This window comes from Amycolatopsis sp. NPDC049868 (genome assembly GCF_044461365.1).
Lineage (GTDB): Bacteria > Actinomycetota > Actinomycetes > Mycobacteriales > Pseudonocardiaceae > Amycolatopsis.
Genome location: NZ_JBITKV010000012.1, coordinates 202,538 through 226,143, shown reverse-complemented (window position 1 = coordinate 226,143; position 23,606 = coordinate 202,538). Strand labels below are relative to the sequence as shown.

17 protein-coding genes are annotated in these 23,606 nt (G+C 68.8%); 9 read left to right on the top strand and 8 right to left on the bottom strand.

Annotated features, from left to right (window positions below; genetic code table 11):
- Window positions 1-240: 240 nt before the first annotated feature.
- On the bottom strand, window positions 241-1,368 hold the full coding sequence (locus ACIBTM_RS36650) for a S8 family serine peptidase (RefSeq protein ID WP_395881752.1): 1,128 nt from the start codon (window positions 1,366-1,368) through the stop codon (window positions 241-243).
- 149 nt (window positions 1,369-1,517) lie between these two features.
- Between ACIBTM_RS36650 and ACIBTM_RS36645 the strand changes: the two genes are divergently transcribed.
- Together ACIBTM_RS36645 and ACIBTM_RS36640 are read left to right on the top strand one after the other, a co-directional pair.
- Window positions 1,518-4,814 (top strand): right-handed parallel beta-helix repeat-containing protein, encoded by a 3,297-nt coding sequence (locus ACIBTM_RS36645; RefSeq protein WP_395881751.1) that lies wholly within the window; start codon window positions 1,518-1,520, stop codon window positions 4,812-4,814.
- A 104-nt stretch (window positions 4,815-4,918) separates the two neighbouring features.
- On the top strand, window positions 4,919-7,327 hold the full coding sequence (locus ACIBTM_RS36640) for an ATP-binding protein (protein ID WP_395881750.1): 2,409 nt from the start codon (window positions 4,919-4,921) through the stop codon (window positions 7,325-7,327).
- A 9-nt stretch (window positions 7,328-7,336) separates the two neighbouring features.
- Here ACIBTM_RS36640 and ACIBTM_RS36635 read toward each other — a convergent pair whose 3' ends face one another.
- Both ACIBTM_RS36635 and ACIBTM_RS36630 read right to left on the bottom strand, forming a co-directional pair.
- Entirely contained in the window at window positions 7,337-7,909 is a 573-nt protein-coding gene (locus ACIBTM_RS36635) for a sigma-70 family RNA polymerase sigma factor (protein ID WP_395881749.1), read from the bottom strand.
- Window positions 7,910-8,559: 650 nt separating this feature from the next.
- Window positions 8,560-9,813, bottom strand: a complete 1,254-nt coding sequence (locus tag ACIBTM_RS36630) for a DUF222 domain-containing protein (protein WP_395881748.1) — start codon at window positions 9,811-9,813, stop codon at window positions 8,560-8,562.
- Between the two features lie 254 nt (window positions 9,814-10,067).
- Here ACIBTM_RS36630 and ACIBTM_RS36625 point away from each other — a divergent pair, with 254 nt between their 5' ends.
- Window positions 10,068-10,568 carry a hypothetical protein gene (locus ACIBTM_RS36625; RefSeq protein ID WP_395881747.1) on the top strand — a complete coding sequence of 167 codons (501 nt, stop codon included), beginning with the start codon at window positions 10,068-10,070 and terminating at the stop codon, window positions 10,566-10,568.
- Between the two features lie 44 nt (window positions 10,569-10,612).
- On the opposite strand, the gene ACIBTM_RS36620 is transcribed toward ACIBTM_RS36625, so the two are convergent.
- Window positions 10,613-11,491, bottom strand: a complete 879-nt coding sequence (locus ACIBTM_RS36620; protein ID WP_395881746.1) for an FG-GAP-like repeat-containing protein — start codon at window positions 11,489-11,491, stop codon at window positions 10,613-10,615.
- A 178-nt stretch (window positions 11,492-11,669) separates the two neighbouring features.
- On the opposite strand from ACIBTM_RS36620, the gene ACIBTM_RS36615 reads away from it, so the two are divergent.
- The 3 genes from ACIBTM_RS36615 (at window position 11,670) to ACIBTM_RS36605 (ending at window position 18,198) form a co-directional block, all read left to right on the top strand.
- Window positions 11,670-12,272 (top strand): helix-turn-helix domain-containing protein, encoded by a 603-nt coding sequence (locus ACIBTM_RS36615; RefSeq protein ID WP_395881745.1) that lies wholly within the window; start codon window positions 11,670-11,672, stop codon window positions 12,270-12,272.
- Between the two features lie 167 nt (window positions 12,273-12,439).
- The gene (locus ACIBTM_RS36610; RefSeq protein ID WP_395881744.1) at window positions 12,440-17,311 is read left to right on the top strand and encodes an RHS repeat-associated core domain-containing protein; all 4,872 of its coding nucleotides are present in this window, start codon (window positions 12,440-12,442) and stop codon (window positions 17,309-17,311) included.
- Window positions 17,312-17,382: 71 nt separating this feature from the next.
- Window positions 17,383-18,198 carry a serine hydrolase gene (locus ACIBTM_RS36605; RefSeq protein ID WP_395881743.1) on the top strand — a complete coding sequence of 272 codons (816 nt, stop codon included), beginning with the start codon at window positions 17,383-17,385 and terminating at the stop codon, window positions 18,196-18,198.
- On the opposite strand, the gene ACIBTM_RS36600 is transcribed toward ACIBTM_RS36605, so the two are convergent.
- On the bottom strand, window positions 18,188-18,580 hold the full coding sequence (locus ACIBTM_RS36600; RefSeq protein WP_395881742.1) for a hypothetical protein: 393 nt from the start codon (window positions 18,578-18,580) through the stop codon (window positions 18,188-18,190). The two genes, ACIBTM_RS36605 and ACIBTM_RS36600, sit on opposite strands and share 11 nt — an antisense overlap.
- A 120-nt stretch (window positions 18,581-18,700) precedes the next feature.
- Between ACIBTM_RS36600 and ACIBTM_RS36595 the strand changes: the two genes are divergently transcribed.
- Window positions 18,701-19,069 carry a VOC family protein gene (locus ACIBTM_RS36595; RefSeq protein ID WP_395881741.1) on the top strand — a complete coding sequence of 123 codons (369 nt, stop codon included), beginning with the start codon at window positions 18,701-18,703 and terminating at the stop codon, window positions 19,067-19,069.
- Here the strand turns inward: ACIBTM_RS36595 and ACIBTM_RS36590 are convergent.
- Window positions 19,066-19,950 (bottom strand): alpha/beta fold hydrolase, encoded by an 885-nt coding sequence (locus tag ACIBTM_RS36590; RefSeq protein WP_395881740.1) that lies wholly within the window; start codon window positions 19,948-19,950, stop codon window positions 19,066-19,068. The two genes, ACIBTM_RS36595 and ACIBTM_RS36590, sit on opposite strands and share 4 nt — an antisense overlap.
- Window positions 19,951-20,026: 76 nt before the next feature.
- Here ACIBTM_RS36590 and ACIBTM_RS36585 point away from each other — a divergent pair, with 76 nt between their 5' ends.
- Both ACIBTM_RS36585 and ACIBTM_RS36580 read left to right on the top strand, forming a co-directional pair.
- On the top strand, window positions 20,027-20,653 hold the full coding sequence (locus ACIBTM_RS36585; protein ID WP_395881739.1) for a winged helix-turn-helix transcriptional regulator: 627 nt from the start codon (window positions 20,027-20,029) through the stop codon (window positions 20,651-20,653).
- Between the two features lie 290 nt (window positions 20,654-20,943).
- On the top strand, window positions 20,944-22,062 hold the full coding sequence (locus ACIBTM_RS36580; protein WP_395881738.1) for a hypothetical protein: 1,119 nt from the start codon (window positions 20,944-20,946) through the stop codon (window positions 22,060-22,062).
- Window positions 22,063-22,128: 66 nt separating this feature from the next.
- On the opposite strand, the gene ACIBTM_RS36575 is transcribed toward ACIBTM_RS36580, so the two are convergent.
- On the bottom strand, window positions 22,129-22,857 hold the full coding sequence (locus tag ACIBTM_RS36575; protein ID WP_395881737.1) for a class I SAM-dependent methyltransferase: 729 nt from the start codon (window positions 22,855-22,857) through the stop codon (window positions 22,129-22,131).
- A complete protein-coding gene (locus tag ACIBTM_RS36570) occupies window positions 22,854-23,606 on the bottom strand; it encodes a thioesterase II family protein (RefSeq protein WP_395881736.1) in 753 nt (250 codons plus the stop codon). Before ACIBTM_RS36570 ends, ACIBTM_RS36575 begins: the two co-directional genes overlap by 4 nt.

Sequence of the window (23,606 nt, the reverse complement as noted above, 5' to 3'; positions counted from 1 at the left end):
CCCGCCCTTCCGCCATCGCCCCCCATCAGTGGCGGAAGGGCTTCCCTGGCGGCCGGTCCTGCCGCCGCGGAGCCCCGGACCTGCTTGTGAGGTCCGGGGCTCCGTCTTTCGCTTCGCGGTGAACTCGCGGCCGTCTGCGATCATGTCGCGAAAGCCACTTTCCGGACATCACACGTCGCGAAAGTGGCTTTCGCGACACCCCACCTTCGCCTTATCCCTCAACAGATCCCGAACCGCCGCTCACGACTCCCGCGGCCCGGCACGCCATCCTCGCCGCCGTCCCCGCGGCACCACGGCGGCGGCAGCGCCCAGCAAAGCGACGGCCACCACGACCACCGTCACCACCGTCCAAGCCGTCTGCCGCACGGGCCCCGGGTCCGCTCCGGGCGTTACCACCACCGGTTCCCGGCGCGCGGTGGCGGCGCCCGCCGCGGTCGAGAGCGACGTCAGGGCCGCGAGCGGGTCGAGCACGGCGACCCCGGCCTGCGGTGACGCGGTGTCCCGCAGCCGCCGGACGAGGTCGGCGGCGGTCGTCTCCGGCCGGTACGACCGGATCAGCGCCGCCGCGGCCGCCACGTGCGCGGCGGCGAACGCCGGGCCCACGCCGATCGCGGCGCCGCCGCCCGGCCCTTGGCCCACGACGAGATTTCCCGGTGCGGCAAGGGATCCGGGGGCGGCCTTGCCGTCGGGTTTCCCGTCCGGGCCGATGGCGGACACCGCGAGCACGCCGGGGAACGCCGCCGGGTAGAACGGACCCGGCGAGGCGTCGCGCGCCTTGGTCGCGTCCTTGCCCGCCGCCGCGACGATCAGCGCGCCCGCCGCCACGGCCCGGTCGACCGCCTGTTTCAGCGCGGGATCCGCTTCTGTGACGGCCGTGGCGACGCAGATGATCCGCGCGCCCGCCGCGACCGCGCCGTCGAGGGCGCCCGCGATACTCGCCGCGGTCGCCGCGCCGGTCTTCTCCGTCCCGCGCACCGCGAGCACCCGTGCCCCGGGCGCGAGCCCGGAAACCTTGGCACCGTCCGCCAGGGGCGCCGCGATCAGACTCGCGACGACGGTGCCGTGCCCGACGCAGTCCGTGCCGGCGTCACCGATCGGCTGGACCGGCAGGACCGCTTTGTCGACCCCGGTGTCCACCACGGCGACGGTGACGCCTTCGCCCGTCGACAGCGCCCAAAGCCGGTCCGCGCCGAGATAAGGCAGCTGCCACGGCGCCGAAGGAATCTTCTTGCCCGAGGAGGAAGTGCACGCCTGCCCGGCCTTCAGTGTCTGCGGGATCTGCGGGAGCTCGGTGTCCTGCGCGGCCGCGAGACCGCCGTTCGCCAGCAAGGTGAGCGTCACGCACGCCACGGCCAGGGGTCGCCTCATCGTCCCAGTCCAGCACGGGCCGCGTGGCCCGCCCAGGAAGAACCACCGGCAGGATCGCCGGGCCGATGAACCCAATGGGACCTCCGCCGCGTTGTCCAGGGTGGAGCCGCTGGACGGGTTCCGTTCGGAGAACGACGAGGGGAGCGCTCGTGTCGCGGCACGTGCTCACGGTGGACCGTGACCAGGGGTATCGCACGATTTCGGCGGCGTTGCAGGACGCACGCAACGGCACGGTGATCTCCGTGCTCCCCGGCCGTTACGACGAATCCCTCGTGGTGACCAAGGTGGTCACCATCGCGGCGAGCGACGCGCGCGGAACCGTCGAGGTCGTGGCACGCCAGGGCAGCGCGGTCCAGCTCGCCGCCGAAGCCGTCAAGCTCACCGGCCTGGTGCTGCGGGGGCAGCACGAGACCCTGCCCGCCGTCGACGTCGCACGCGGGCAGGCCGCGGTGGAGGACTGCGAGATCATCGGCGCGGCCTGGACGGCGGTGCTGGCCCGCGATTCGGGTTCGCTGGCGATGCGCGGCTGCCGCGTGACCAACCCCGGCGGCGCGGGGATCGTGGTCACCTCGCCCGCGCCCAGCACGATCGAGGACTGCGTCATCGAGCACGTGCGGACCTCCGCCGTCGTGATCGCGGAACGCGGGAATCCGATGGTGCGGGACTGCACGCTGAGGCACGCCGAGGGAAACGGCGTCTGCGCGAACGGGCAGGCGCAGGGCACCATCCAGCACTGCGACATCTCCTCGACCGGCAGGCCGGGGATCGCGCTCGAAGAGGACAGCGCGACGAAGGTGCTCGACACCACCGTCCGCGACACCGCGAGCGGCGTCTTCATCAGCACGCACTCCTCCCCCGTCCTCGAAGAATGCCGCACCACGAACACCACCGGTGACGGGATCATCGTGGCCGACGGCGCCGATCCGATGCTGCGCCGCTGCCGCACGGCCAAAACCGGCGGGGTGGGAGTCCGGGTCACCGGCCGGTCCCGCGGCACCTTCGAGGACTGCGAGGTCTCCGACGCGACCGGCGCCGGCATCCACGTCGACGAGGCGAGCGGGCCGGCGTTCAGCCGGACGACCGTCCGCGGTGGCGCGGCGGAAGGTCTCGTGGTCACCGACGGCGCGACGGCCGAGTTCGACCGGCTGGAGATCCGGGACGTGGCGGGCCACGGTGTGCTGGTGCGAGCGGCCGCGAACCCGCTGCTGCGCCGGGCGACGCTCAACGCCTGCCGGGGCAACGGCATCGAGGTCACCGGCAACGGCCGCGGCCGGGTCGAAGACTGCGAAGTACGCGACGCCGGGAAAGCCGGGCTCAGTGTCTCCGAAGGCGGAAGTCCTTACGTCAGCACACTTCGGGTGTATCAGCCGAAACGGTCCGCGGTGCTCGTCGGCCCCGGTGGTGTCGGTTCCCTGCGTGATTGCGAAATCGTCGAAGCCGGCGAAGACGGCGTGCTGGTGCAGGACGGCGGGGAGCTGATGTTGTCCCGTTCCTCAGTGCGGCGCTCCCGCGGCAACGGTGTGCTGGTGGAGGCGGGCGCGCGGGCGAAGCTGACCGCCGACGACGTCAGCGGGAACCGCCGTGACGGTGTGCGGATCGAGTCGGCCGAGACGGTGAGCGTGGTGGACTGCACCGTCTCCGACAACGCCGGCGGCGGTCTCCGGACGACCGTGCCCGGCGCGCGGCTGTCGGTGGAGAACCTGACCAGCAAGGCCAACGGCGCCCCGGACACCGACGGCACGGTCACCGCCACCGCCGAGGCGACCGCGGTCACCGAACCCGGCGGCGCACCCCAGGACACCGAAGGCGAGGCCGGCCCGCTGGCCAGGCTGGAGGAGCTCGTCGGCCTCAGCGGCGTCAAACATCAGGTGAAGACACTGGTGAACCTGAACAAGATGGCGAGGCGGCGGGAACAGGCGGGGATGGTCGCACCGCCGACCAGCAGGCACCTGATCTTCGCCGGCCCTCCCGGCACCGGCAAGACGACCGTCGCCCGGCTCTACGGCAGCATCCTCGCCGAACTCGGTGTCCTGCGCGAAGGTCATCTGGTCGAGGTGGCCAGGGCCGATCTGGTCGCCCAGATCGTCGGCGGCACGGCGATCAAGACCACCGAGACGTTCACCAAGGCCCTCGGTGGCGTGCTGTTCATCGACGAGGCGTACACCCTCAGCGCGCAGAGCAAGGGCAGCGGACCGGACTTCGGCCGCGAGGCCATCGACACCCTGGTCAAACTGATGGAAGACCATCGTGACGAGCTCGTGGTGGTCGCGGCGGGCTACTCGCAGGAGATGTCCTCGTTCCTGCAGTCCAACCCCGGGCTGGCGTCGCGGTTCACCCGGACCATCGAATTCGAGAACTACTCCACCGACGAACTGGTCACCATCGTCGAGAAGATGTGCACCGCCCACCAGTACCAGGTGCCCGAGGACACCAGGAACGCCCTGTCCGTCCACTTCGGACAGATGGAACGCGGCGTGGACTTCGGCAACGGCCGGTCGGCCCGCAAGGTGTTCGAGGAGATGGTGGACCGGCAGGCTTTCCGGCTCGCGAGCGATCCGGACGCCGACGACCAGAGCCTGTCGCTCCTGCTCGCCGCCGACGTCCCCGGAGACGCGGGGAAGGCCGCGACAAACGGCAACGACGACGAACTGACGGTCTTGCGGACCAAACTCGACTCGATGATCGGCCTCACCGGGGTGAAGGACGCGATCAACGATCTGGTGAACCTGATCTCGACCGCACGCGCCCGGCGGCAGGCCGGACTGCCGGTCCCCGCGATCAGCAACCATCTCGTCTTCGCCGGCGCGCCCGGTACCGGTAAGACCACGGTGGCCCGGCTTTACGGCGAGCTGCTCGCCGCGCTGGGCGTGCTGCGCAAGGGTCACCTGGTCGAGGTCGCACGCGCCGACCTGGTCGGCCGCTACGTCGGGCACACCGCCCACCTGACCAGGGAGGCTTTCGATTCCGCCCGCGGCGGCGTGCTGTTCATCGACGAGGCGTACGCGCTGACCCCCGAAGGCGCCACGGGCGGCGACTTCGGCCAGGAAGCCGTCGACACGCTGGTGAAGCTGATGGAGGACCACCGCGACGACACCGTCGTGATCGTCGCCGGGTATTCGGCGGCGATGCGGTCGTTCCTCGCCTCCAACGCCGGTCTCGCCTCGCGGTTCTCCCGGCACATCGAGTTCGAGAACTACTCCACCGACGACCTGGTCACCATCGTGCACCGGATGGCCTCCTCGAACGGCTACGAATGCGCGCCGGAGACGGTCATCGCCCTGCGCCGGCATTTCGCGGGCGTGGAACGGGACGAAACCTTCGGCAACGCCCGCTACGCGCGACAAGTGTTGGAGATCATGATGACGCGCCAAGCGGGCAGGCTCAGCACGAGCGGCGCTCCCACCATCGCCGATCTGCGCCTGCTGTCCCCCGCCGACCTTCCCTGAGCCTCCTCACGACCGGCCTGTGACGTTTCCGCCATCGGCGGTTCACCGGTGCCATGGCAGGATTGCCAGCGGCATGGCCGTCGTTGAGAGGAGTTCCACGCAGCGTGGACAAGACCGCGTTCGGAGACTTCCTTCGCTTCTACCGGTTGCGTGTCCCGATGACCCAGGAGGAACTGGCCGAGCGGACCGGGATCAGCGTCCGCAGCATCAGCGACATGGAGCGCGGACGGGTCCGCACCCCGCAGCGGCGCACCGCGGAACTGCTGGTCGAGGGCCTGGGGCTGGCGGGTAAGGAAGCGGGCGATTTCGCCGATCTCGCCCGGTCCGGACGGCGGCCGGTGACCGCACCGGAAGAGCCCGTTCCCGTCGAGGCACCCCATCCCGTCCTCATCGCCGCCCTGCCGCCCTGTCTCACCGAACTGACCGGCCGGAAGGCCGAGCAACGGCTGCTGGACGAGGTCGCGGAGTCCGCCGCCGCCTCCTCCCGGCTCCAGGTCGCGGTGCTGCACGGGCTTCCGGGTGCCGGCAAGACCGCGCTGGCCGTGGACGCCGGGCACCGGCACGCCCACCGCTTCGCCCAGGGCTGCCTGTTTCTCGACCTGCGCGGCATGGACCCCGAACCACTCACCCCGGACAGGGCCGTCCGCCGGCTGCTGCGCGGGCTGGGACTCGACGAACGCCAGTTCCCCAACGATCCCGAAGACCGGCTCACCCTCTACCGGTCGCTGGTGCACGACCGCGAGATCCTGCTGATCCTGGACAACGCCGCCAACGAGGCCCAAGTGCGACCGCTGCTCGCCACCAGCCCCGGCTCGATGGTGCTGGTGACCAGCCGGAGCACGTTGACGGGGTTGAACGCGAGACACCGGTTCGCCCTCGACGTCCTGTCCGGCGACGAGGCGGTGGACCTGCTCGGAGTGGCCGCCGGGGAAACACGGCTGAAGGCGGAACCGGCCGCGGCGCGGCGCGTGACGGAACTCTGCGGTGGCGTGCCGCTCGCCTTGCTCATCGCGGGCAACCGGCTGGCCAGCCGTCCTCAGTGGACGATCGCGCACCTCGCCGACCAGCTCGAGAACGAGCGGCGGCGGTTGTCCGTGCTCACCGCGGGCGACCTCCAGATCCGCACCGCCTTCGCGCTCTCCTACCACCATCTGGCCCCCGAAACCGCCCGGGTGTTCCGGCGGCTGGCGCTGGTGGACGGCCCGGACGTCTCCGTCGAGCTCGCCGCGATCGCTTCCGGCAGTCCCGCGGACGATGTCGAGGCGGAGCTGGAAAACCTGGCCGAAGCGAATCTGCTCGGCTTCAGCGGCACTCCGGGGCGGTACACCACACACGATCTGCTGCGGGTGTTCGCCAAGGAGCAGCTCGAAACCGCCGAAAGCGCCGACGAGGTGCGGAGGGCGACCGAGCGGCTCCGGAACTGGCTGCTCGCGGTGGCGACGAAGGCGGCGCAGTACTTCGATCACGACCGGACCGAGGTGACCCGCACGATCGACGGGCCCGACCCGGTGCGAGACCGGGAGTCCGCGGGCCGGTGGCTGGCCGAAGAACTGCACCATTGGCGCGGGGCGCTGCGGTCGGCCGCGGCGCTCGGCGCGCACGAACAGGTCCTCGAACTGGCGCAGGCCATGCACTGGTACTCGGATCTACGCGGTACCGGCCCGCTCTGGCGAGAGGTGTACGGCGCGGGCGCGGCGGCGGCCGAGGCACTGGGCGACGTCCGGTCCGCCGCGGAACAGCTGAACTACGTGTCGTGGGCGCACTACATGCTCTGCGGGGATTCGCACACCGCACGCGAAGCGCATGAACGCGCGGTGGCCGCGGCCGCCGAAGCGGGCGACCTGGTCATCCAGGCCTGGGCCTGGTACTACGGATCCGCGATCACCCGGCGGCTCGGCTCCCCGCGTGAGGCCGTCCAGCTGTGCAGGAAGGCCGCGGATCTGTTCGAGCGGGCGGGGTATCCGAACGGCCACTATCTGGCCCAGTCCATGCTCGGCCAGCAGCTTCACACCCTCGGCGAATTCGACGAAGCCGTGGCCATCCAACGGCAAAGCGAGGCCTACTACCGTGGTTCGGCCGCCGCGCCGGGTAACGACGAACTGCTGTCGATGGTGCTGACCCGGCTCGCCGAGAGTGTCGCGGCGGCCGGAGACACCGCGACCGCGTTGGACCTGCTGGACGAGTCCGAGTCGCTGTTCCGCCGACATGGCGCGATGTTCGCGGTCGCGAGAGCACAGCGCCTGCGCGGCCAGATCCTGCTCAAGGCCGACCGGCCTGCCGAGGCCGAGGTACAACTGCTGTCCGCGTTGACCGAAGAACGCCGATCCGAAACCAAGATCGAGATCATGATCCAGCTGGCCAAAATGGCCGAGGCCGCGGGGAAACCCGCCGAGGCCAAGGCTCACCGGGTGCACGCCCTCGCCGAATGCGCCCGGTACGAGACGCCGCTCGTCAGGAAGATGGGTCACGAACTGGCCGCCGAACTCGGTGTCGCGATGCCCGAATCGGCCTGAGCCCACCGGTCACCATCCCGCCGCGGTGACCCCGCTGCAGGCCAGCACCTCGGTCATGGCGATCGTCGCGTGATGCACCCGGGACTTGACCGTTCCGACCGGCACGCCGATGCTCGCGGCGGCACGCTGGCGGGTGCGGTCGAGCCGGTAGACCTCGTCGAGTGCTTCGCGCTGGATCGGCGTCAGCCGAGCCAACCCCTCTTCGACGACGCACCGCTCGACGACCTCGTCGGCGAAGTCGGTGTCACCCGGCAGCAGGTCGAAGTCGTCGTCCCCGAACACGACCGGGCGGGCCTTGTCGCGGCGGGCCCAGTCGACGATGAGGTTGCGGGCGACCCTGAACAGCCACGGCCGCGGCGGGATGCGCTTCTCGATCAGGGTCTCGCTGTTGCGCCAGGCGCGGAACAGGCATTCCTGCACGACGTCCTCGGCCCGATGAGGGTCGGCGGGAAGCAGGCTACGGGTGAAGCGCAGCAGGTGGTCTCGGTGCTCGGCGTGCACCGTCGCCAGGAAAGCGCTCCCTTCGGCCGACGGCGCCCTGTCCGCCAGCGAAGTCACCTGAGTACCGCGGTGGCCTGTCACGCCGACCTCCCTGACTAGTTGGCGTCCTTGGCCTCGATTCCACCGGTCGGAGTAGCTCGCGACCATGAGGAAGGACCGGCAGAACTCGGTATCGGCGGGTTCTTCCGGTTCGTCTGCCGTTCTCCCTCGAATGTCACTCGCTGCCTGATGCGGCCGTACTTGGGAAGGTGTGAAGGTCGAGTTTCCTCGGCTGAGCCGAGGGAAGGGGGCCTTCACGGACCTGACCCGCGATCAACCGCGGCCCACAGTTCGGCCTGGTCGGGGTCATCGGCCATCAGCAGCCGGGTCTTTTCGCTGGTGGGCGGCCGCTGGGACGGTGAGGGCCCTGCGGAGCGAATCGCCTGCGTGGTGGCGGGCAGGGTCCTGAGGTCCGTGGACTGTGTGGATTTTGGGACGTCAGATGTCCTGAAATCCACACGGTCGCTGTGGCGGGTCGGGCGATGATGGAACCGTGGAGTGGCATCAGTATGCGGTAAGCGTGGCGGTTCTTCTGGGCCCTGCGGAGCGAATCGCCCGCGTGATGGCGGGCAGGGTCCTGAGGTCCTGGACCGTGTGGGTTTTGGGACGTCAGATGTCCCAAAACCCACACGGTCTACCACCGGGCATGACGAGAGGCCCGTCGCCGGTATGGCCGACGGGCGCCTCGAGGCTCAGACGTGATGCAGGGTGTTACGCCTAGGTTGCCGGAGCGGATCCCGATACTGAGGAGGAATGAACTCCGGTAACCCATCGGCCGCCATCCGTACTTCCCAATCACCATGATGAATCAGGCGATGATGGAAGCTGCACAGCAGCACCAGATTCCGGAGATCTGTCGGACCCCCATCTGCCCAGTGATGAATGTGATGGGCATGGCAATTCTTCGGTCTCCGATGACAGCCCGGGAACGCGCAACCCCCGTCCCGGATGTTCAACGCCCGGCGCTGGCCTGGCGTGACGAACCGTCGTAGCCGTCCCAGGTCGAGGGGTTCACCCGCGGCGCTCATCACGACCGGCAACATCAGGCAATCGCAGGCCGCCAGTCGGGCTTCCCGCGCGGTCATCGTCCCCACGAAATCGAGACAGGCGGTGCCGAGACCGGATTTGAGTTCCTCAAGTCCGATGGTGACATGCACCAAGGTCCGGTAGCCGCTGGTGCCCGGTTGATCCGGGCAGGCGACCGCCAGGTCCAACAGCTCGACCCAGGCATCTCCCATGCGCTCGCACTTCATCCGCAGATCCGCCTGCCCGAACTCATCCACCGGCCGCGGCTGCGCATACGCTTCCAACGCGGCCGCCGTCCGGGCCCCGGTTTCGTCATCGAGGAGGCCGGTCAGTTTCCAGAACCCGTCTTTCCGCCGTTCCAGGGTGATCTCGCGGCGCGGCTCCTTCGGCTCAGGCTCCTTCGGTTCCTTGCCATCCGGATCCAGCAAGCCCAATAGATTCGCCTCGGCCTCAGCGAGCTGCCGCGGACCGGCGCTCGGAGCCAGGTTCGCGAGAATCTGCTCCGCACCTGCCCGCTCCTCGGCCGAAACCTCGGCCGGAAGATTCTTCAAAATCTCCAGGATCTGATCGATCCGCTCATCCCCGACCAACCCCTGCGCCGCCACCGCAGCAGTCGCGGGAGCGACAGGTGGAACTTCTGTGCCATCCAACGCGCGGGTCGGGTTCAGGGCGAGGGCCCGGTTCACCACCGCCCGCGCCTCACTCACCGATAATCCCGCCATATCGGCGAACCATTTATCCGTGCGGCCATACCCATACAAATCCTTGGCACCACGAGACTCGATCTCCGCCAGAAACCGCCCCAAACAAGCGGTCGCCACCCTGATCACCTGCAGAGACTGCTCCACGCCATGCGCAAGCTCCAGCTTGCCGGCGCGCCACAGCTCCTGCGGCAACTCGGGAAGGAAGGTCTCGGACACACCTCCATAATACCGCAATCCAGTCGAACACGTGTTCGTAATTTTAAGCGACAATCAAACCGCGCGAACAACACTGAAGAGTGAATCGGCCGCCACGCCTGATTCACCTCGGCGACGGTTCAGGAAAACAACCAGGGTCGCGGAGACCACTTGCCGACGCCCGGCGGCGTGACAAGCCCGAACTACTGTGACACTTTGAGCTAAAGTGCAACTATTGACTGGTCACAGCGTCACGCCGACCTGAAAGGTGTTCCATGTTCGCTCGCCTGCTTCCCCTGACCACGGGGTTCGCTCTGCTCCTCACCGGCTGTTCAGGGGGAGCCGACACCTCGTCGAACGCCCCCTCGTTCCCGGCCGCGACGTCCGCCGAATCCGGTGCCACCACGCAGGCCACCCCGTCGAGGGCCAAGCCCGCCGACGACGCGGTCGGACGATACGAAGCCTTCCTGCACGCCATCGGAGACGAAGACATCACGACGGCGTGCGAGATCGGCAGGCTGTCCACCAAGAAACTCGAAAAGCGCGGCCTCGGGCCGTGCGAAGAGACACTGCGAGGCACGTTCCAGTTCTATTCCCCCGCGGAAAAGCGGGCGCTGCAAGGCGCCACGGTGGATCGGTCCCGCGTCACCGAGGATTCGACGGGTGTCACGATCCCGGTCGACGCGGTGAAAGCCGACGCCACCTTCATCGAATCCGAACTGCGCGAAGCCACCATGGAGCGGCGCGACGGGAAGTGGCAGCTCGTCAGGTGGTAGACCGGCCCGCCGCCTTCCGCACTCGGAAGGCGGCGGATCGGCGCTCAGACCGGGATGTCGCCCGGAGTCCCCCATTGGGTGGTGAACAGGTTCAGGCCGTACCAGGTCCCGTTCGACGGACGCCACACCACGAAGTCCGCCCTCGGGTCGCCGCCGAAATTGCCGCCCACGGGCACGTCGCCGGCCACACCCCATTGCTGGGTGGCGATACCCAGCACGTACCAGACGCCGTTACTCGGCCGCCAAACCGCGAAATCGGCCCGGCCGTCCGCGTTGAAATCGCCCGCCACCGGAATGTCGCCGGCGGTACCCCATTGCTGGGTCGCGATTCCCCGTACGTACCAGACGCCGTCGCTCGGCCGCCAAACGGTGAAGTCGGTGCGGCCGTCCGCGTCGAAATCGTCCGCCACCGGAACGTCACCGGCCACACCCCATTGCACGGTGGCGATACCCAGCACGTACCAGGTCCCATTACTCGGCCGCCAGACGACGAAATCGGAGCGGCCGTCACCATTGAAATCGCCGGTCAACGGAACGTCACCGGCCACGCCCCACTGCTGGGTCACCACCGCGCCGTTGCTGCTCTGGATGATGTACCAAATACCGTTGGACGGCCGCCACACGGCGAAGTCCGCCCGATGGTCACCGTCGTAGTCGGCGGCGACCGGTACATCGCCCGAGACACCCCACTGCTGCGTCACCACGCTGCCGTTGCTGCTGCGGATCACATACCAGATACCGTTGCCAGGGCGCCAAACCGCCTTGTCGGCGAACCCGTCGCCGTCGAAGTCCGCGGCGGTCTTCTGCGACGGGGGCGAGGCGGCGACACGGACATCGCTCTCGTCCGCGGCCGCCGCGGGCGCCACGAGCAGACCGGCGAGCAAACCCGCCAACGCCGTCCCCAGCCGAATGGATCTTCGCATTTTGCTCGAACCTCTTTCCGATCGGTGGATGCACTCTTCCCAGTTCGCGCTTTTTGACCGACGATACGAACCGGGACCGTTCCACCCTGACACCGACGGGTTGGCCTTGTCAGCAAGGATTCCGTCCAGTGGACCGCGCGAGGGGATTTCAGTGGAGACCAAGAGAAGAGCGAGAAGCGTGCTCGAAGGCGCTTTCACCCTATTGGATGCCTTGGTACGACATCAAGGTGAAGCGGGATTGACCCAGCTGGCGAATTCCTGCTCGATACCGAAAGCGACGGCACACCGATTACTCGAGCAATTGACCGAACTGGAGGTTGTCCAGCGCAGCGAAAACCGCTATCGCGTCGGCGCGCAGGCATTCCGGCTCGGCCAATCGTGGCAACCCTATCCACGGCTGCTGGAGCTGGCCCGCGGCGAGCTCCGGCGTTTGACCGCGACCACGCGAGCGAGTTCGGTGCTCGCCGTGCCCTGTGACGGGCATATCCTGATCGCCGCCGCCAGCCTCGCCCGGCCGGAAGACCACCTCCTTTTCCGCCCCGGATCGACCGTGCCGCAACGCATCGGCCGCTTCTGCCCGGTCTGGCAAGCGGAACACGAACTCGTCGCCATCGAAGCGGCCATCACGCTGCCGACCGGCCGCGCGGTCGGTTCGATCGCGGCCATGCTCGCGCCGCCGCAGCCACTCGCCGCGATGCCCGACGCCGTCGCCCGCACCGCCCGCGCCCTCGGCGCGGCGCTGGTACGCAAGGCCGACTCCGTGTCGCCACTCCCCCTTTGAGCGCACGGCGCGGTCTCGAACGTTCGGGCCGACTGCCCGTTCGGGCAGACTTGTCCCGCTTCACCGGCGATCTCGCCACAGGCCGCCGGATCCGGCCGCGCTCCTGATGATTGAATGACAAGGTTGTCACCCCGGCGTCCTGATCACCTTGAAGCGAGGCAAGTCACGTGTCCAATCCGTTGATCGCGCCCACTCAGGATTCGACGAAGTGGTTCACCGGCGTCTCGTTGCTGGAGACCGCGGACGGGTTGAAGACCGCGATCGAGTCCGGGGATTGGGCGGGCGTCGCGATGGGCGCGGTCGGGACCGCGCTGGACGCGCTTTCGATGGCGCTGGACCCGTTCGGGGCGATCCTGGCGGCCGGGGTGTCGTGGCTGATGGAGCACGTCGGTCCGCTCAAGGACGCGCTGGACGCGTTGGCGGGCAACGCCGACGAGGTCCAGGCGCAGGCGCAGACGTGGGCGAACGTGGCCAAGGAACTGGGCGAGGTCAGCGAGGAGCTGACCGTCCTGGTCAAGAAGGACCTCGAGTCGTGGAAGGGCGAGGCGGCGGACGCCTACCGCAAACAAGCGACCGATACGGCCACCGTGATCCAATCCGCGCAAAAGGGATCCGAAGGCGCGTCGTCCGGGGTGAAGACCGCGGGCGAGGTCGTCGCCGCGGTGCGGACCCTGGTGCGCGACATCATCGCCGAGCTGATCGGGCATCTGATCTCGTGGGCGCTGCAGGTGGTGTTCACCCTCGGCATCGGGCTGACCTGGGTGGTACCGCAGGTGGTGGCCGCGGTGGCGAAGACGGCGGCGAAGATCACCAACCTGACGACCAAACTGGTGAAGGCGCTCAAGGCGCTGGTCCCGCTGTTGAAGAAGGCCGGGGACCTGTTCGACGACGCGGCGAAGGCGTTGAAGAACCTCAAGGGCGGCAAGGTCACACCCTCGGGCAAGCCGAAGGACCTGGACACGAAGCCCAAGGGACCGCCCAAGGACAAGGACAAGGGCGGCGACGAGTCGACCACGCCGTCGGGCGACCACTCCTCCCCGAAGAACGACCCGCCGAAGAACGACCCGCCGCCCAAGAACGATCCGCCGAAGAACGATCCGCCGGACAACTCGCGTGGCCTCGACGGTTCGCACGGCGACGGCTCGACCACCACCTCCGGCGCGAAAGGCGGTGGAGACAAGCGGAATCGGACCGAGACCAACGAACCGGGTTGCAAGGAAGGCAGCGGTGACCCGATCGACGTCCAGAGCGGGGACGTGCTGGTCACCGAAAGCGACTTGGTCGTGCCGGGACCGCTCGGCCAGCTCGTCGTCCGCAACCACGTCTCGTCCTACCGTGGCGGGCGCTGGTTCGGCCCGTCGTGGGCGTCGCTGGTGGACGAGCGGCTGACCGTCGCGAACGGGACCGTCACCTACTACTCCGCCGACGCGATGATCCTGCGGTTCCCGGTCCCCGCGCCGGGAACGGAGGCGACCGCCCTGCACGGTCCGCCGCGCCGGCTGCGCGGCGAGGGTGCCGAGTACTTCCTGACCGATCCCGGGCGCGGCACCGAACGCCGGTTCGTCCCGGCCGAAGGCGATCCGGATCTGTTCCTGCTCAAGGAGATCCGCACCGAGGATCACGCCTACGTCGAACTCGAACACGACGACGACGGCGCCCCTGCCGAGCTCAGGCACTCCGGCGGCGCCTGGATCGCCTTCGACGTCTCCGACGGCCGGATCCGCGCGATCCGCGCGCTGGCCGAAGCCACCGAGGTCCCCGTCGCCCGCTACGACTACGACACGCGAGGACATCTCAGTGTCCGCACGAATTCCTCGCCCCATCCGGCCCGCTACAGCCATGACGCCGAAGGCCGGATCACCGGCTGGACCGACCACAGCGGCGCCTGGTACCGCTATGTCTACGACGAGCGAGGCCGCTGTGTGCGGGGTGTCGGGGACCAGGGCTACCTCGACACTTCACTCGGCTACGGCGAGCGGACCACCACGGTCACCGACTCCTTCGGCCTTCGCACGGTGTACGAGTTCGACGAGGACGGGAACACCGCGGGCGTGACCGACCGGCTCGGCGGCGTGATCCGGAGCGAGTACGGGCCGCGCGACGTGCTCCTCAACCGCACCGACCAGCTCGGCAGGCGGACGGAGTTCGAGCACGACGCGGCCGGACGGCTCCGCTCGGTGCTCCGCGCCGACGGCTCGCGCGTGGTGCTCACGGAATGGACCCCCACCGAGCTCGCGATCGAGGTGGCCGACGGCGACCGGGTGTTCCGGCGGCGGTACACGGCCCCGAACGTGCCGGATCCGTACACGGACCCGCTCGGCGTCACCGAAGACCAGCACCTCGAGGACGCCTACGTCGATGATCCCGCCCCGGGTGACGTGGTGCCCCGGCTCGAGGTCGATCTCTTCGGGCGGCCGCGCGCGGTCGAGGAGGCCGGCGGCCGGACCACGTACGCGTGGACGGTGGAAGGCTCTCTTCGGGAGGTCGTCGCCGCGAACGGGACCCGCCGTCAATGGGCCTTCGACGGCGAGAGCCGGGAAACCGCCCGCACCGACGAACTCGGCAGGACGTCCCGCACCGAGAACGGCCCGATGGGCACGATCACCGCCACGATCGATCCCGGCGGCGCGCGCACCATCTGGCGCTACGACACCGAATTGCGGCTCGTCGCGGTGACCAACCCCGCCGGGCAGACCTGGCACTTCACCTACGACGCCGAAGGCCGGCTGCTCACCCAGCAGGATTTCGCGGGCCGGGTCACCCGGTGCGATTACGACGCCGCCGGGCAGCGGGTGCGGCGGGTCAACGCCGCCGGCGAGACCGTGGAGTGGCGGTACGACCTGCTCGGCAACCCGATCGAGCGGATCAGCCCGTCGGGCACCGAGACCTACCGCTACGACCCGGTGGGGCGCCTCGTGCGCGCCACCGGTCCGGACGGTGTCGTGGAGCTGGAACACGACGAGGCGGGCCGCGTCGTCCGCCAGACGAGTACGGCCGGGGACACCGCCGTCGGCTATTCCCTCGACACCAAGACCATGCGCACACCGTCCGGAGTGGACGTCCATTGGGGACAGACCGGGGACGGGGCGGAACTGCTGCGGATCGCGGGCACCGAACTGACCCTGCGCGAAGACGCCGACGGCCGCACGGTCGCCGTCTCCGCCGGGGCGAACCCGTTGCTGCGGCAAGAATTCGACCCGGCGGGCAGGCTCGTCGCGCAGCACACCCCGGCCGGTGTCAAGCACTACCACCGGCGGCCGGACGGCAGCGTCGCCGCGCGGGAGGACCCGGCGGGCGGAGTGCGCTACGAGTACGACTACGCGGGCCGGGTCACCGCGGCGCACCATCACGGCGCGGCCGAGCGCTACACCTACGACGTGCTCGGCAATCTGCTCTCCTCGTCGCTCGGCCCGGGCGCGGCGCGTTACGTCCACGACGGACAGGGCAGGCTGATCCGACGGACCCTGCCCGCACCGGACGGGACCGAGCTGACCTGGGTGTTCGGCTGGGACGCGCACGACCACCTGGTCACCGTGCACACGCCGGACGGCACCCGGTGGAGATACCGCTACGACGCGCTGGACCGGCGCGTGGCCAAGGAGCGGCTGGACCTCGCGGGCGCGGTCGCCGAACGGGTCGACTTCACCTGGGACGGCAACGATCTCGTCGAAGCCCGGCACACCTTCGGCGGTGCCCCGGTGGAGACCCTGACCTGGATCCGTCATCCGTACGGGGACCGGGTGGTGGCGCAGGCGCGCACCCTGCCCGACGGGCGGACCGAGGTCGCCGCGGTGATCACCGACGAGATCGGCACCCCCACGGAGCTGGTCGGCCCGGTGGACGGCCGGGTGAGCCTGGTCCGGACGAGCGTCTGGGGTCTCGTCGCTCCCGGCACCCGCCCGGAAACGCCGCTCCGGTTCCCCGGCCAGTTCCACGACGCGGAAACCGGGCTGTACTTCAACCTCTTCCGCTACTACGACCCGGTCAACGCCCGCTACATCTCGCCGGACCCGCTCGGCCTGACCCCCGGGCCGAATCCGGAGACCTACGTCGACGACCCGTTCCTCGAAGCCGACCCGCTCGGTCTGACCAGGAACTCGGGCAAGCAGACCAACTACGCCGACGACCCGTACGCCTACCTCGACGACGACGACGCCTTCAACGCCCCGGCGCCATGCAAAAAGGCCAAGCGGCCCGCGGCGAACCAGAACCCGGGGGCGGGCAACGCGGGCAACGGCGCCGGTTTCGCCAAGAAGCCCAAGACGGGCAGGCACGAACCCCCGATCACCGGCGACGCCAACAAGTCGCACGGCGATTCCGGCCGCACGGTGATGGAGGGCGGCGGCAAGGAGGGCAAGGGGACGCTCAACGGCTCCGGAAAGGGCGAGTACCCCGGCGGAACCGACCCCGCGGGCAACCACCTCACCGACGTCGACGGGCTGAACGGCAAGGGCCACTCGAACTACGATCCGCGCCTGCAGGCCGAACTCGACAAGCTGCGTTCGTCCGATCCCAACGACAAGATCGGGTACAAACCCAACCACCCCAACGGCTACTTCATCAAGGGGCACCTGCAGAACCAGGTGCTCGGCGGCTCCGGCACCGCGGACAACATGACCACCCTCTCCCGCAAGGCGAACGCCCAGATGTCGGGCAACTTCGAAGGGAAGCTCAAGGAGGCCGACATCAAGATCGGCCAGGTGAAGGAAGCCGTCGGCGGGATGAAGGATCCGGAGCTGCAGCGAAAGCTGGACGTGCTGGGTATCAACAAGACCCCGGCGGAGTTCCGGCAAGAGGCCGGGCGTCTGGAGGTGGACTACTCGGTCACCGCCAGCGACAAGGTCAAATGGAAGGACGCCGTCAACCCGGAAGAGCGCGGCATCCGGGACCACGTCGTGCTCAACGCCGAATACAAGAACCTGACGCCCGATCTGCAGAAGTTCATCGACTTCCGGATGAAGGACGACTTCCTGACGAAATTCCCGCCCGTGGGCACGAAGATGGACACGATCAGCGGCAAGTTCGACCCGCCGCTGTGACCGTGACAACCTCCGCCGCCCGTGAACGTCTTGCACCTCAGGAAGAACCACTACCGAAACCTGGGGAACACATGAAGAGGCTTTCCGCCATCCTGACCGCGATGCTGGTGGTACTCGCGTTGACACCTGCCGCGCCCGCGGGCGCGACGACCGGCTTCGACCGGGAACTCCAGGCCCGCATCACGCGTGCCCAGGCCTACGCCGACAGCAGGCCCGGCGACACCGGGATCGTCCTGCGGGACCGGTGGACCGGCGCCGTCTACCGGAGCGCGGCCGCCGGAACCCTCATCTGGGCCTGCTCCACCCCGAAGCTGGCCATGGTCGTCGATCTGTTGCTGCGCAACGACTCCGGCGCCGTCCAGCTGACCGCGGAAGACCGCGACCTGATGCACCGCATGCTCAACTCCAGCGACGACGCCGCCGCCCACACCCTGTGGACCCGCTACGGCGGGGAGGCCGAGTTCGCCCGGCGCTTCCCGTCCTACGGGATGACCGACATGCGGTTCACCGACCAGCACCCGCACCACTGGGGCTGGATCCTGACCACCGCGAACGACCTGGACCGGTTGGTCAACTACGTCCTGACGAAGCTGCCCCGCCGTCATCGCGACTACATCGTCCACGAGATGCGCACCGTCGACGTCAACCAGCAGTGGGGTGTCTGGGGCGCCGGGCCCGCCGCGCGCCCGGGCAACAAGGACGGCTGGTCCGACGACAACGACGACGGCTCCTGGATCATGAACTCGGTCGGTTTCGTCGGGCCGCACGAGCGGTACACGCTCGCCTTGATGAACAACACCAAGGTCATCCAGAACGGCTACGAAACCGGCCAGGAGACCACCACCAAGATCAGCGAGATCCTGTTCAAGGGCTATTTCAAGGGCTGACCGCGCCGCGCACGAAACCCGCGATCCGCGGCGTCACGACAGCGGTGCCGTCGTCGATCATGCCCCGCAGTCCCGCCAGCACCCGCTCGTCCGGCGAGCCGTGCACCTGGAAGTCCACCACCGTGCAGTGCGCCGACACGGCGTTGATCTGGTCCTCGGAAACCCGCCAGTGCTCGAGAACGGCGGCCGAGTCCGCGTACATCTGGTAGCTGTAGGCCAGCATGCGCTCGGCGTCCACGAAGGTCTGCACCATCACCTGTGGCGCGTTGCGCTCGACGAAGCCGATCGCTTCACGGACCGCGGCGGTGAACTCCTCCAGGTGGCCGTCGGTGATCCGCATGGTGTTCCGGAACAGGAGCATTTCGTCCGCTTCGAGAGTCATGCCCCCATCCTTGAACCTCGACCAAACTAGAGGTCAACAGCGGGCACCTTGACTCGTGTCAGCATCCTGACATACTCTTGTCTATGTCAGGATGCTGACACGACGAACAGGAGTATCACCTTGCCCGCCACCGGACCGGACTTCATCTCGCTGCAAGCGCGTGACCTCGACGCTTCGCAGGCGTTCTACGAGCAGTACCTCGGCCTCGTCCGCTCACCGGCCGGACCTCCGCACGCCGTCGTCTTCGAGACGAAGCCGATCGCTTTCGCGCTCCGCGAGGTCATTCCCGGCACCGACCTCGGATCCGTCGCGCAGCCCGGCATCGGTACCGCGATCTGGCTCCATGCCACGGACGTCCAGGCCATTCACGACGCCCTCGTCGCCGACGGGCGCACCATCGTCTCCGCGCCGATCGACGGCCCCTTCGGCCGGACATTCACCTTCGCCGACCCCGACGGCTACCAGATCACCCTCCACGACCGCGGCTAAACCGCCGCCGCCCAGTCGCGGAACGCGGTGACGAACTCCTCGGGCGCGTCGGATTCCACATAGGTACCGGCACCTTCGACGATCACGGTCGTGTGGTCGTCGAAGGTGGCTTCCAGGCGTTCGCGTTCCTGGGGGCGGAAAGCGATGTCCTTGTCACCCCACACGATCAGCGCCGGGAAGTGGGCGATGCCCGGAAGCCCCGCCTCGATCTCGGCGAAGAACGCGCGACTGGCGAGGACCCGGTGGGGGAACATGGCGGAGGCCCGGCGTCGCTCGGGGGTGTCCATGGGCCGCCGGTAGTGGGTCATCTCGAGTGCGTTCGGCTTGCGGCGCCGGTGGCCAAAGGGGACGAACATGTTGACGACGAAGTTCAGCCTCCTGGCCAGGAAACGGCCAGGAGGGCCGCCGAAGATGCGGGAAAAGTACTCGAAGTGGAAGACGCCGTTGACCGGCCAGGCCCAGGTGTTGGCGAGCACCAGCCGGGTGAAGATCCCCGGCCGCCGTTGCACGGCGGCCAGGCCGATCAGGCCGCCCCAGTCCTGCCCGACCAGAGTGACCTCCTTCAGGCCGAGCGCGTCGACGAACGCGGTGACCACGTCGGCGTGTTCCTCAGGCCAGTAGCGGTAGCCGGGCTTCGGTGTCGACAGCCCGAAGCCCGGGTAGTCGAGGGCGACGCACCGGAAGTCTTCGCGCAGCGCGCGGATCACGTCGCGCCAGAGGAACGACCAGGTCGGGTTGCCGTGCAGGAACAGGAGCGTGGGGCCGGACCCCTCGTCGACGTAATGGACGGCGTTCCCATCGATGTCGACGAAACGGCTCTCGAACGGGAACAGGCCGTCGTCGACCCAGGAGGGCCTCACATTCGCGGCGACGTCCGACATGGCTGCCCCTCTCCGCCGGCTTCCGGTAGACTTGAGCTTGTCACGCACACTTGAGAAAAACAAGCAGAGGGACACGATGCGGAGCTACGGCCAGTACTGCGGGCTCGCCCGGTCCCTCGAAGTCGTGGGCGATCGGTGGAATCTGCTCATCGTCCGGCAGCTCCTCATCGGCCCCGCCCGCTACCGGGAGCTGATCGACGGCCTGCCCGGTATCGCGACCAACCTGCTCGCCGACCGCCTCCGCGACCTGGAGGCCTCTGGCGTGGTCGAGCGGCGGCTGGCCGGCTCGGGCAGCGTGGTCGAGTACGCCCTCACGCCGTGGGGCGCCGAGCTTCGTGAGCCGATCGAGAGCCTGATCCGCTGGTCCACCCCGTTGATGACGCGCGGCCCCGGCGACGACTCGTTCCGGCCCGAGTGGCTCGCGCTCGCCGTCCCCGCCTTGCTCGGTGCCCGGGTGAAGGTCCGCTCCGCGGTGACGATCGGCCTCGAGATCGGTGGCCCGCCTTACCAGCTCCGCGCGACGCGCTCCGGCTTCGAGGTCGACCCGCATGACGGCCGCGAATTGGATGCCACGGTCCGCGCCGTCCCCGCCTGCGTCCTCGGGCTCGCCGCCGGCGCCCTCACCCTCGAAGACGCCCGAGCCCTCGGGCTGGCCGAGATCGACGGGGACGAGTCCGCCGTCCGCACCGTCTTCGCCGCCTGACCGAAGAAGCCCAGGCCATCCCTTCAACGGACTTCGGGCCTGCCGTGACTCATCTTGGCGCGTGAGGCGACCGATTCCGCAGACAATGATCGTGGGTGCGCGTACAGTCGCTCGCTGTGACAGTTCCCTGGGTTGCGTCCGACACGGCGAATTGGATCTTCTTCTGCCTCGGAGGGCTGAGTGCGGCAGGGGCGGCCTCCAGGGCAGTGTTCCCTGCCCTCTCCCCCGACCCCGATCACCCGTCTCGTCCAGGCCGACGGTTTGCCGGACAGATCGCGATGTGGTCTCCCGTGGTGGTGGGCCCGCTGCTGTTACTCGGTGGCGCGGTGTTGGTCGCCGTGACCACAGGACGGCTCAGCTGGCTGACCGTCCTCTCCGGAGCCGTGTGCCTCGCGACGTTCGCGCTATTGCGGCTGGAGAATGTACATGGCCAGATGGCACGCGAGTCGAAGCGCATCGCGGCGGAGTTGCAGGAGCTGAGGGGCCTGCAAAGTCAGGTAAAGCGTCTGAACAAGGATTTCGCGTCCGTTCGGGTGGAACTTGGGGACGCGAGCGGATACTCCCCGGTACTACGACTCGATCTGCACGAAACCCAGAGCATGCTCCGGAATGTGGTCCAAGACGCCAGCTGGCAGCGGGACATGAACTCGTCGATGGCGGCCGAGATAGCCGGCCTGGTCGCGGTGACTGTCTCCGATCTCATACGCCTTGAGTTCACCTCGATGCGCGACCGGTTGAGCCTGGACCTCGTGCAGTGGCGCGCGAGCCTCGCAAACGAGGTGCACGAGGCCGTCTCCGACAACCGGCCGACCTGGGCGGCACCCGACTTCAAGTCCTTCGCACGGTCGATGGCCGCTGCCGGACTGTGGGCGCCGGCGTCGGTCTATACCTCTGCCGATGAAGGCACGGTCTTGAAGGACGCGGTCGTGCGCGTGCTGCGGGAGTTCGGACTGGAGGTCGCGGTCGAAGAGCCCTCGGTTCGGGGGTCTTGGTGGCAGCGCTTCTGGGCCCGCAGTCGCGAGGTCGCCGAATCCGAACCGGTGCGGGACCGGCTGGCGAAGCTGGAGCGCGCTCTTGAACTGGAGGGGCTCGGCAAGCGCCAAGCCGAGATCGACAAGGCAAAGGCCGATGCCGTCGCTGCGCTGCACGCGGTCGTGAAAGAGCAAGAGAACGCCATCGTCCGCATGGGCTCCATCGTCATGATCAAGAAAGCGGGCGATCTCGTCGTCTTCACCGTCAGCGAGATGCAGGCCGCCGTACTGGAGAAACACAGCGAACTGCTACGGGATCCGGTGGCGGCACTGAGGTTCTTGCACGATGGCCAGCCATCTGGCCAAAACGACTGGCATTTGGCCGCCGGTCCGAACCCGACGCCGCAGCCCGCCGCCACCGAGCACGACGACGCCTGACGACCAAGACGGCGATCGAAGCTCTGGCCGCGGGCGGCCACGATGTTTCCAGACCACACTCCGACCTCACACTCGGGTTATCGCGTACAGCTCGTGTTCCGGGTCGGTGACCGCGAGCCGGAGACCGTACTCGGCGACTTCGTCCGCCAGCGCCGACGCGGTGATCACGTGCCACAGATCGGATGCGGTCAACTCGGTGACGACGTCTCCTTGCCGCTCGACCCGGTAGGTCATCCGCCAGGTGATGGTGTCCGGGCCGGCGGGTTCGGCGGCAGCGGCGCCGAAGTACTCGAGGCCACCGATACGCACTCGCGCCATGGGGGTCGTGGGTACGGTGACGGCTGTCGTGGGCGGCTGCAGGTTGAGGAGCGCCCGCCCGCCGGGGATGAGCCGGCCGTCGAGGATCTCCCACAGGGCCCGGCGTTCACCGGGGTCGAAGTGGCCGAGCACGTTCATCGCGATGACAGCGGAGAGCCGGTCCGGCAACGGGGCGGAGTGCGCATCGGTGCCGAGGACCGTGACGCGGCGGGCGAGATCGTCGTCCTCGACGCATCGGGCGAGCAGCGCGGTCCGCAGGGCCGGGTTCGGTTCGATGGCGATGATGTCGGCGTCGGGCAGTGCGGCCGCGAGGACCGCGGTGCCGAGCCCGGTTCCGGCGCCGATGTCGACGACCGGCCCGCCACTGGTGTCCAAATCGGACAGTGCGTCGGCGAGCGCCGGGCCGAGGGCGCGCCAAGCCTGCCGGAGCAGCACCGCGACATACTCCGCCGTCCGGTGGTAGAAGTCCTCGGTCATGTGGTTCCTTCCGCGAGCGGGCCGGCGGCCGCGGTGATCGCGGCGATCGTGGCGGCGGGATGGTCGAAGACGTGGAAGTGGTCGCCTGGCACGAACACCGCCCGGAACTCGGCGCGGGTGTATTCCGCCCAGGCGTGCACGTGTGCGGATGTCAGTTCGCCGTCGTCGACGCCGGTCAGGGCCGTGATGGGACACGCCAGCCGTTCCCGGCCCATGACCGGCCGGTATGTTTCGTTGACGGCGTAGTCCGCGCGCAGGATGGGCAGCAGGTAATCGCCGCCGAGCGCGGCCATCGACGTCGGCCGGTCACCTCGCAGCCGGGCGATCTCGGCGGCGAGTTCGGCGTCCGGCCCGGTATGGAAAGTACCGCTCTGATGCTGATAAGGCGTCTCTTTCCCTGATACGACCAGATGCCCCGCGTTGCCCAGCGCGCACACGGCTTCGTAAGCGATGGTCGCGCCAAGGCTGTGTCCGAAGAGGACGGTCGGCCGGTCGGCCAACGCGGTCAGCCCGGGCAGGAGATCCGTGACGACACCGGACATCGTCGTCCGCGCCGGTTCGCCCCAGCGGTCCTCCCGGCCGGGGAGCTGGGCGGCGTGCAGCTCGATCCACGGCGGCAGCAGTTCCGTCCACGGCCGGAACACGCTCGCCGCGGCGCCCGCGTGGGCGAAACACAGCAGCCGCACCCGGGCGCCGGGGTTCGGCGCGGGACATCGCCACGCCCGGTCCGCCGTCTCGGCGCGATTCAT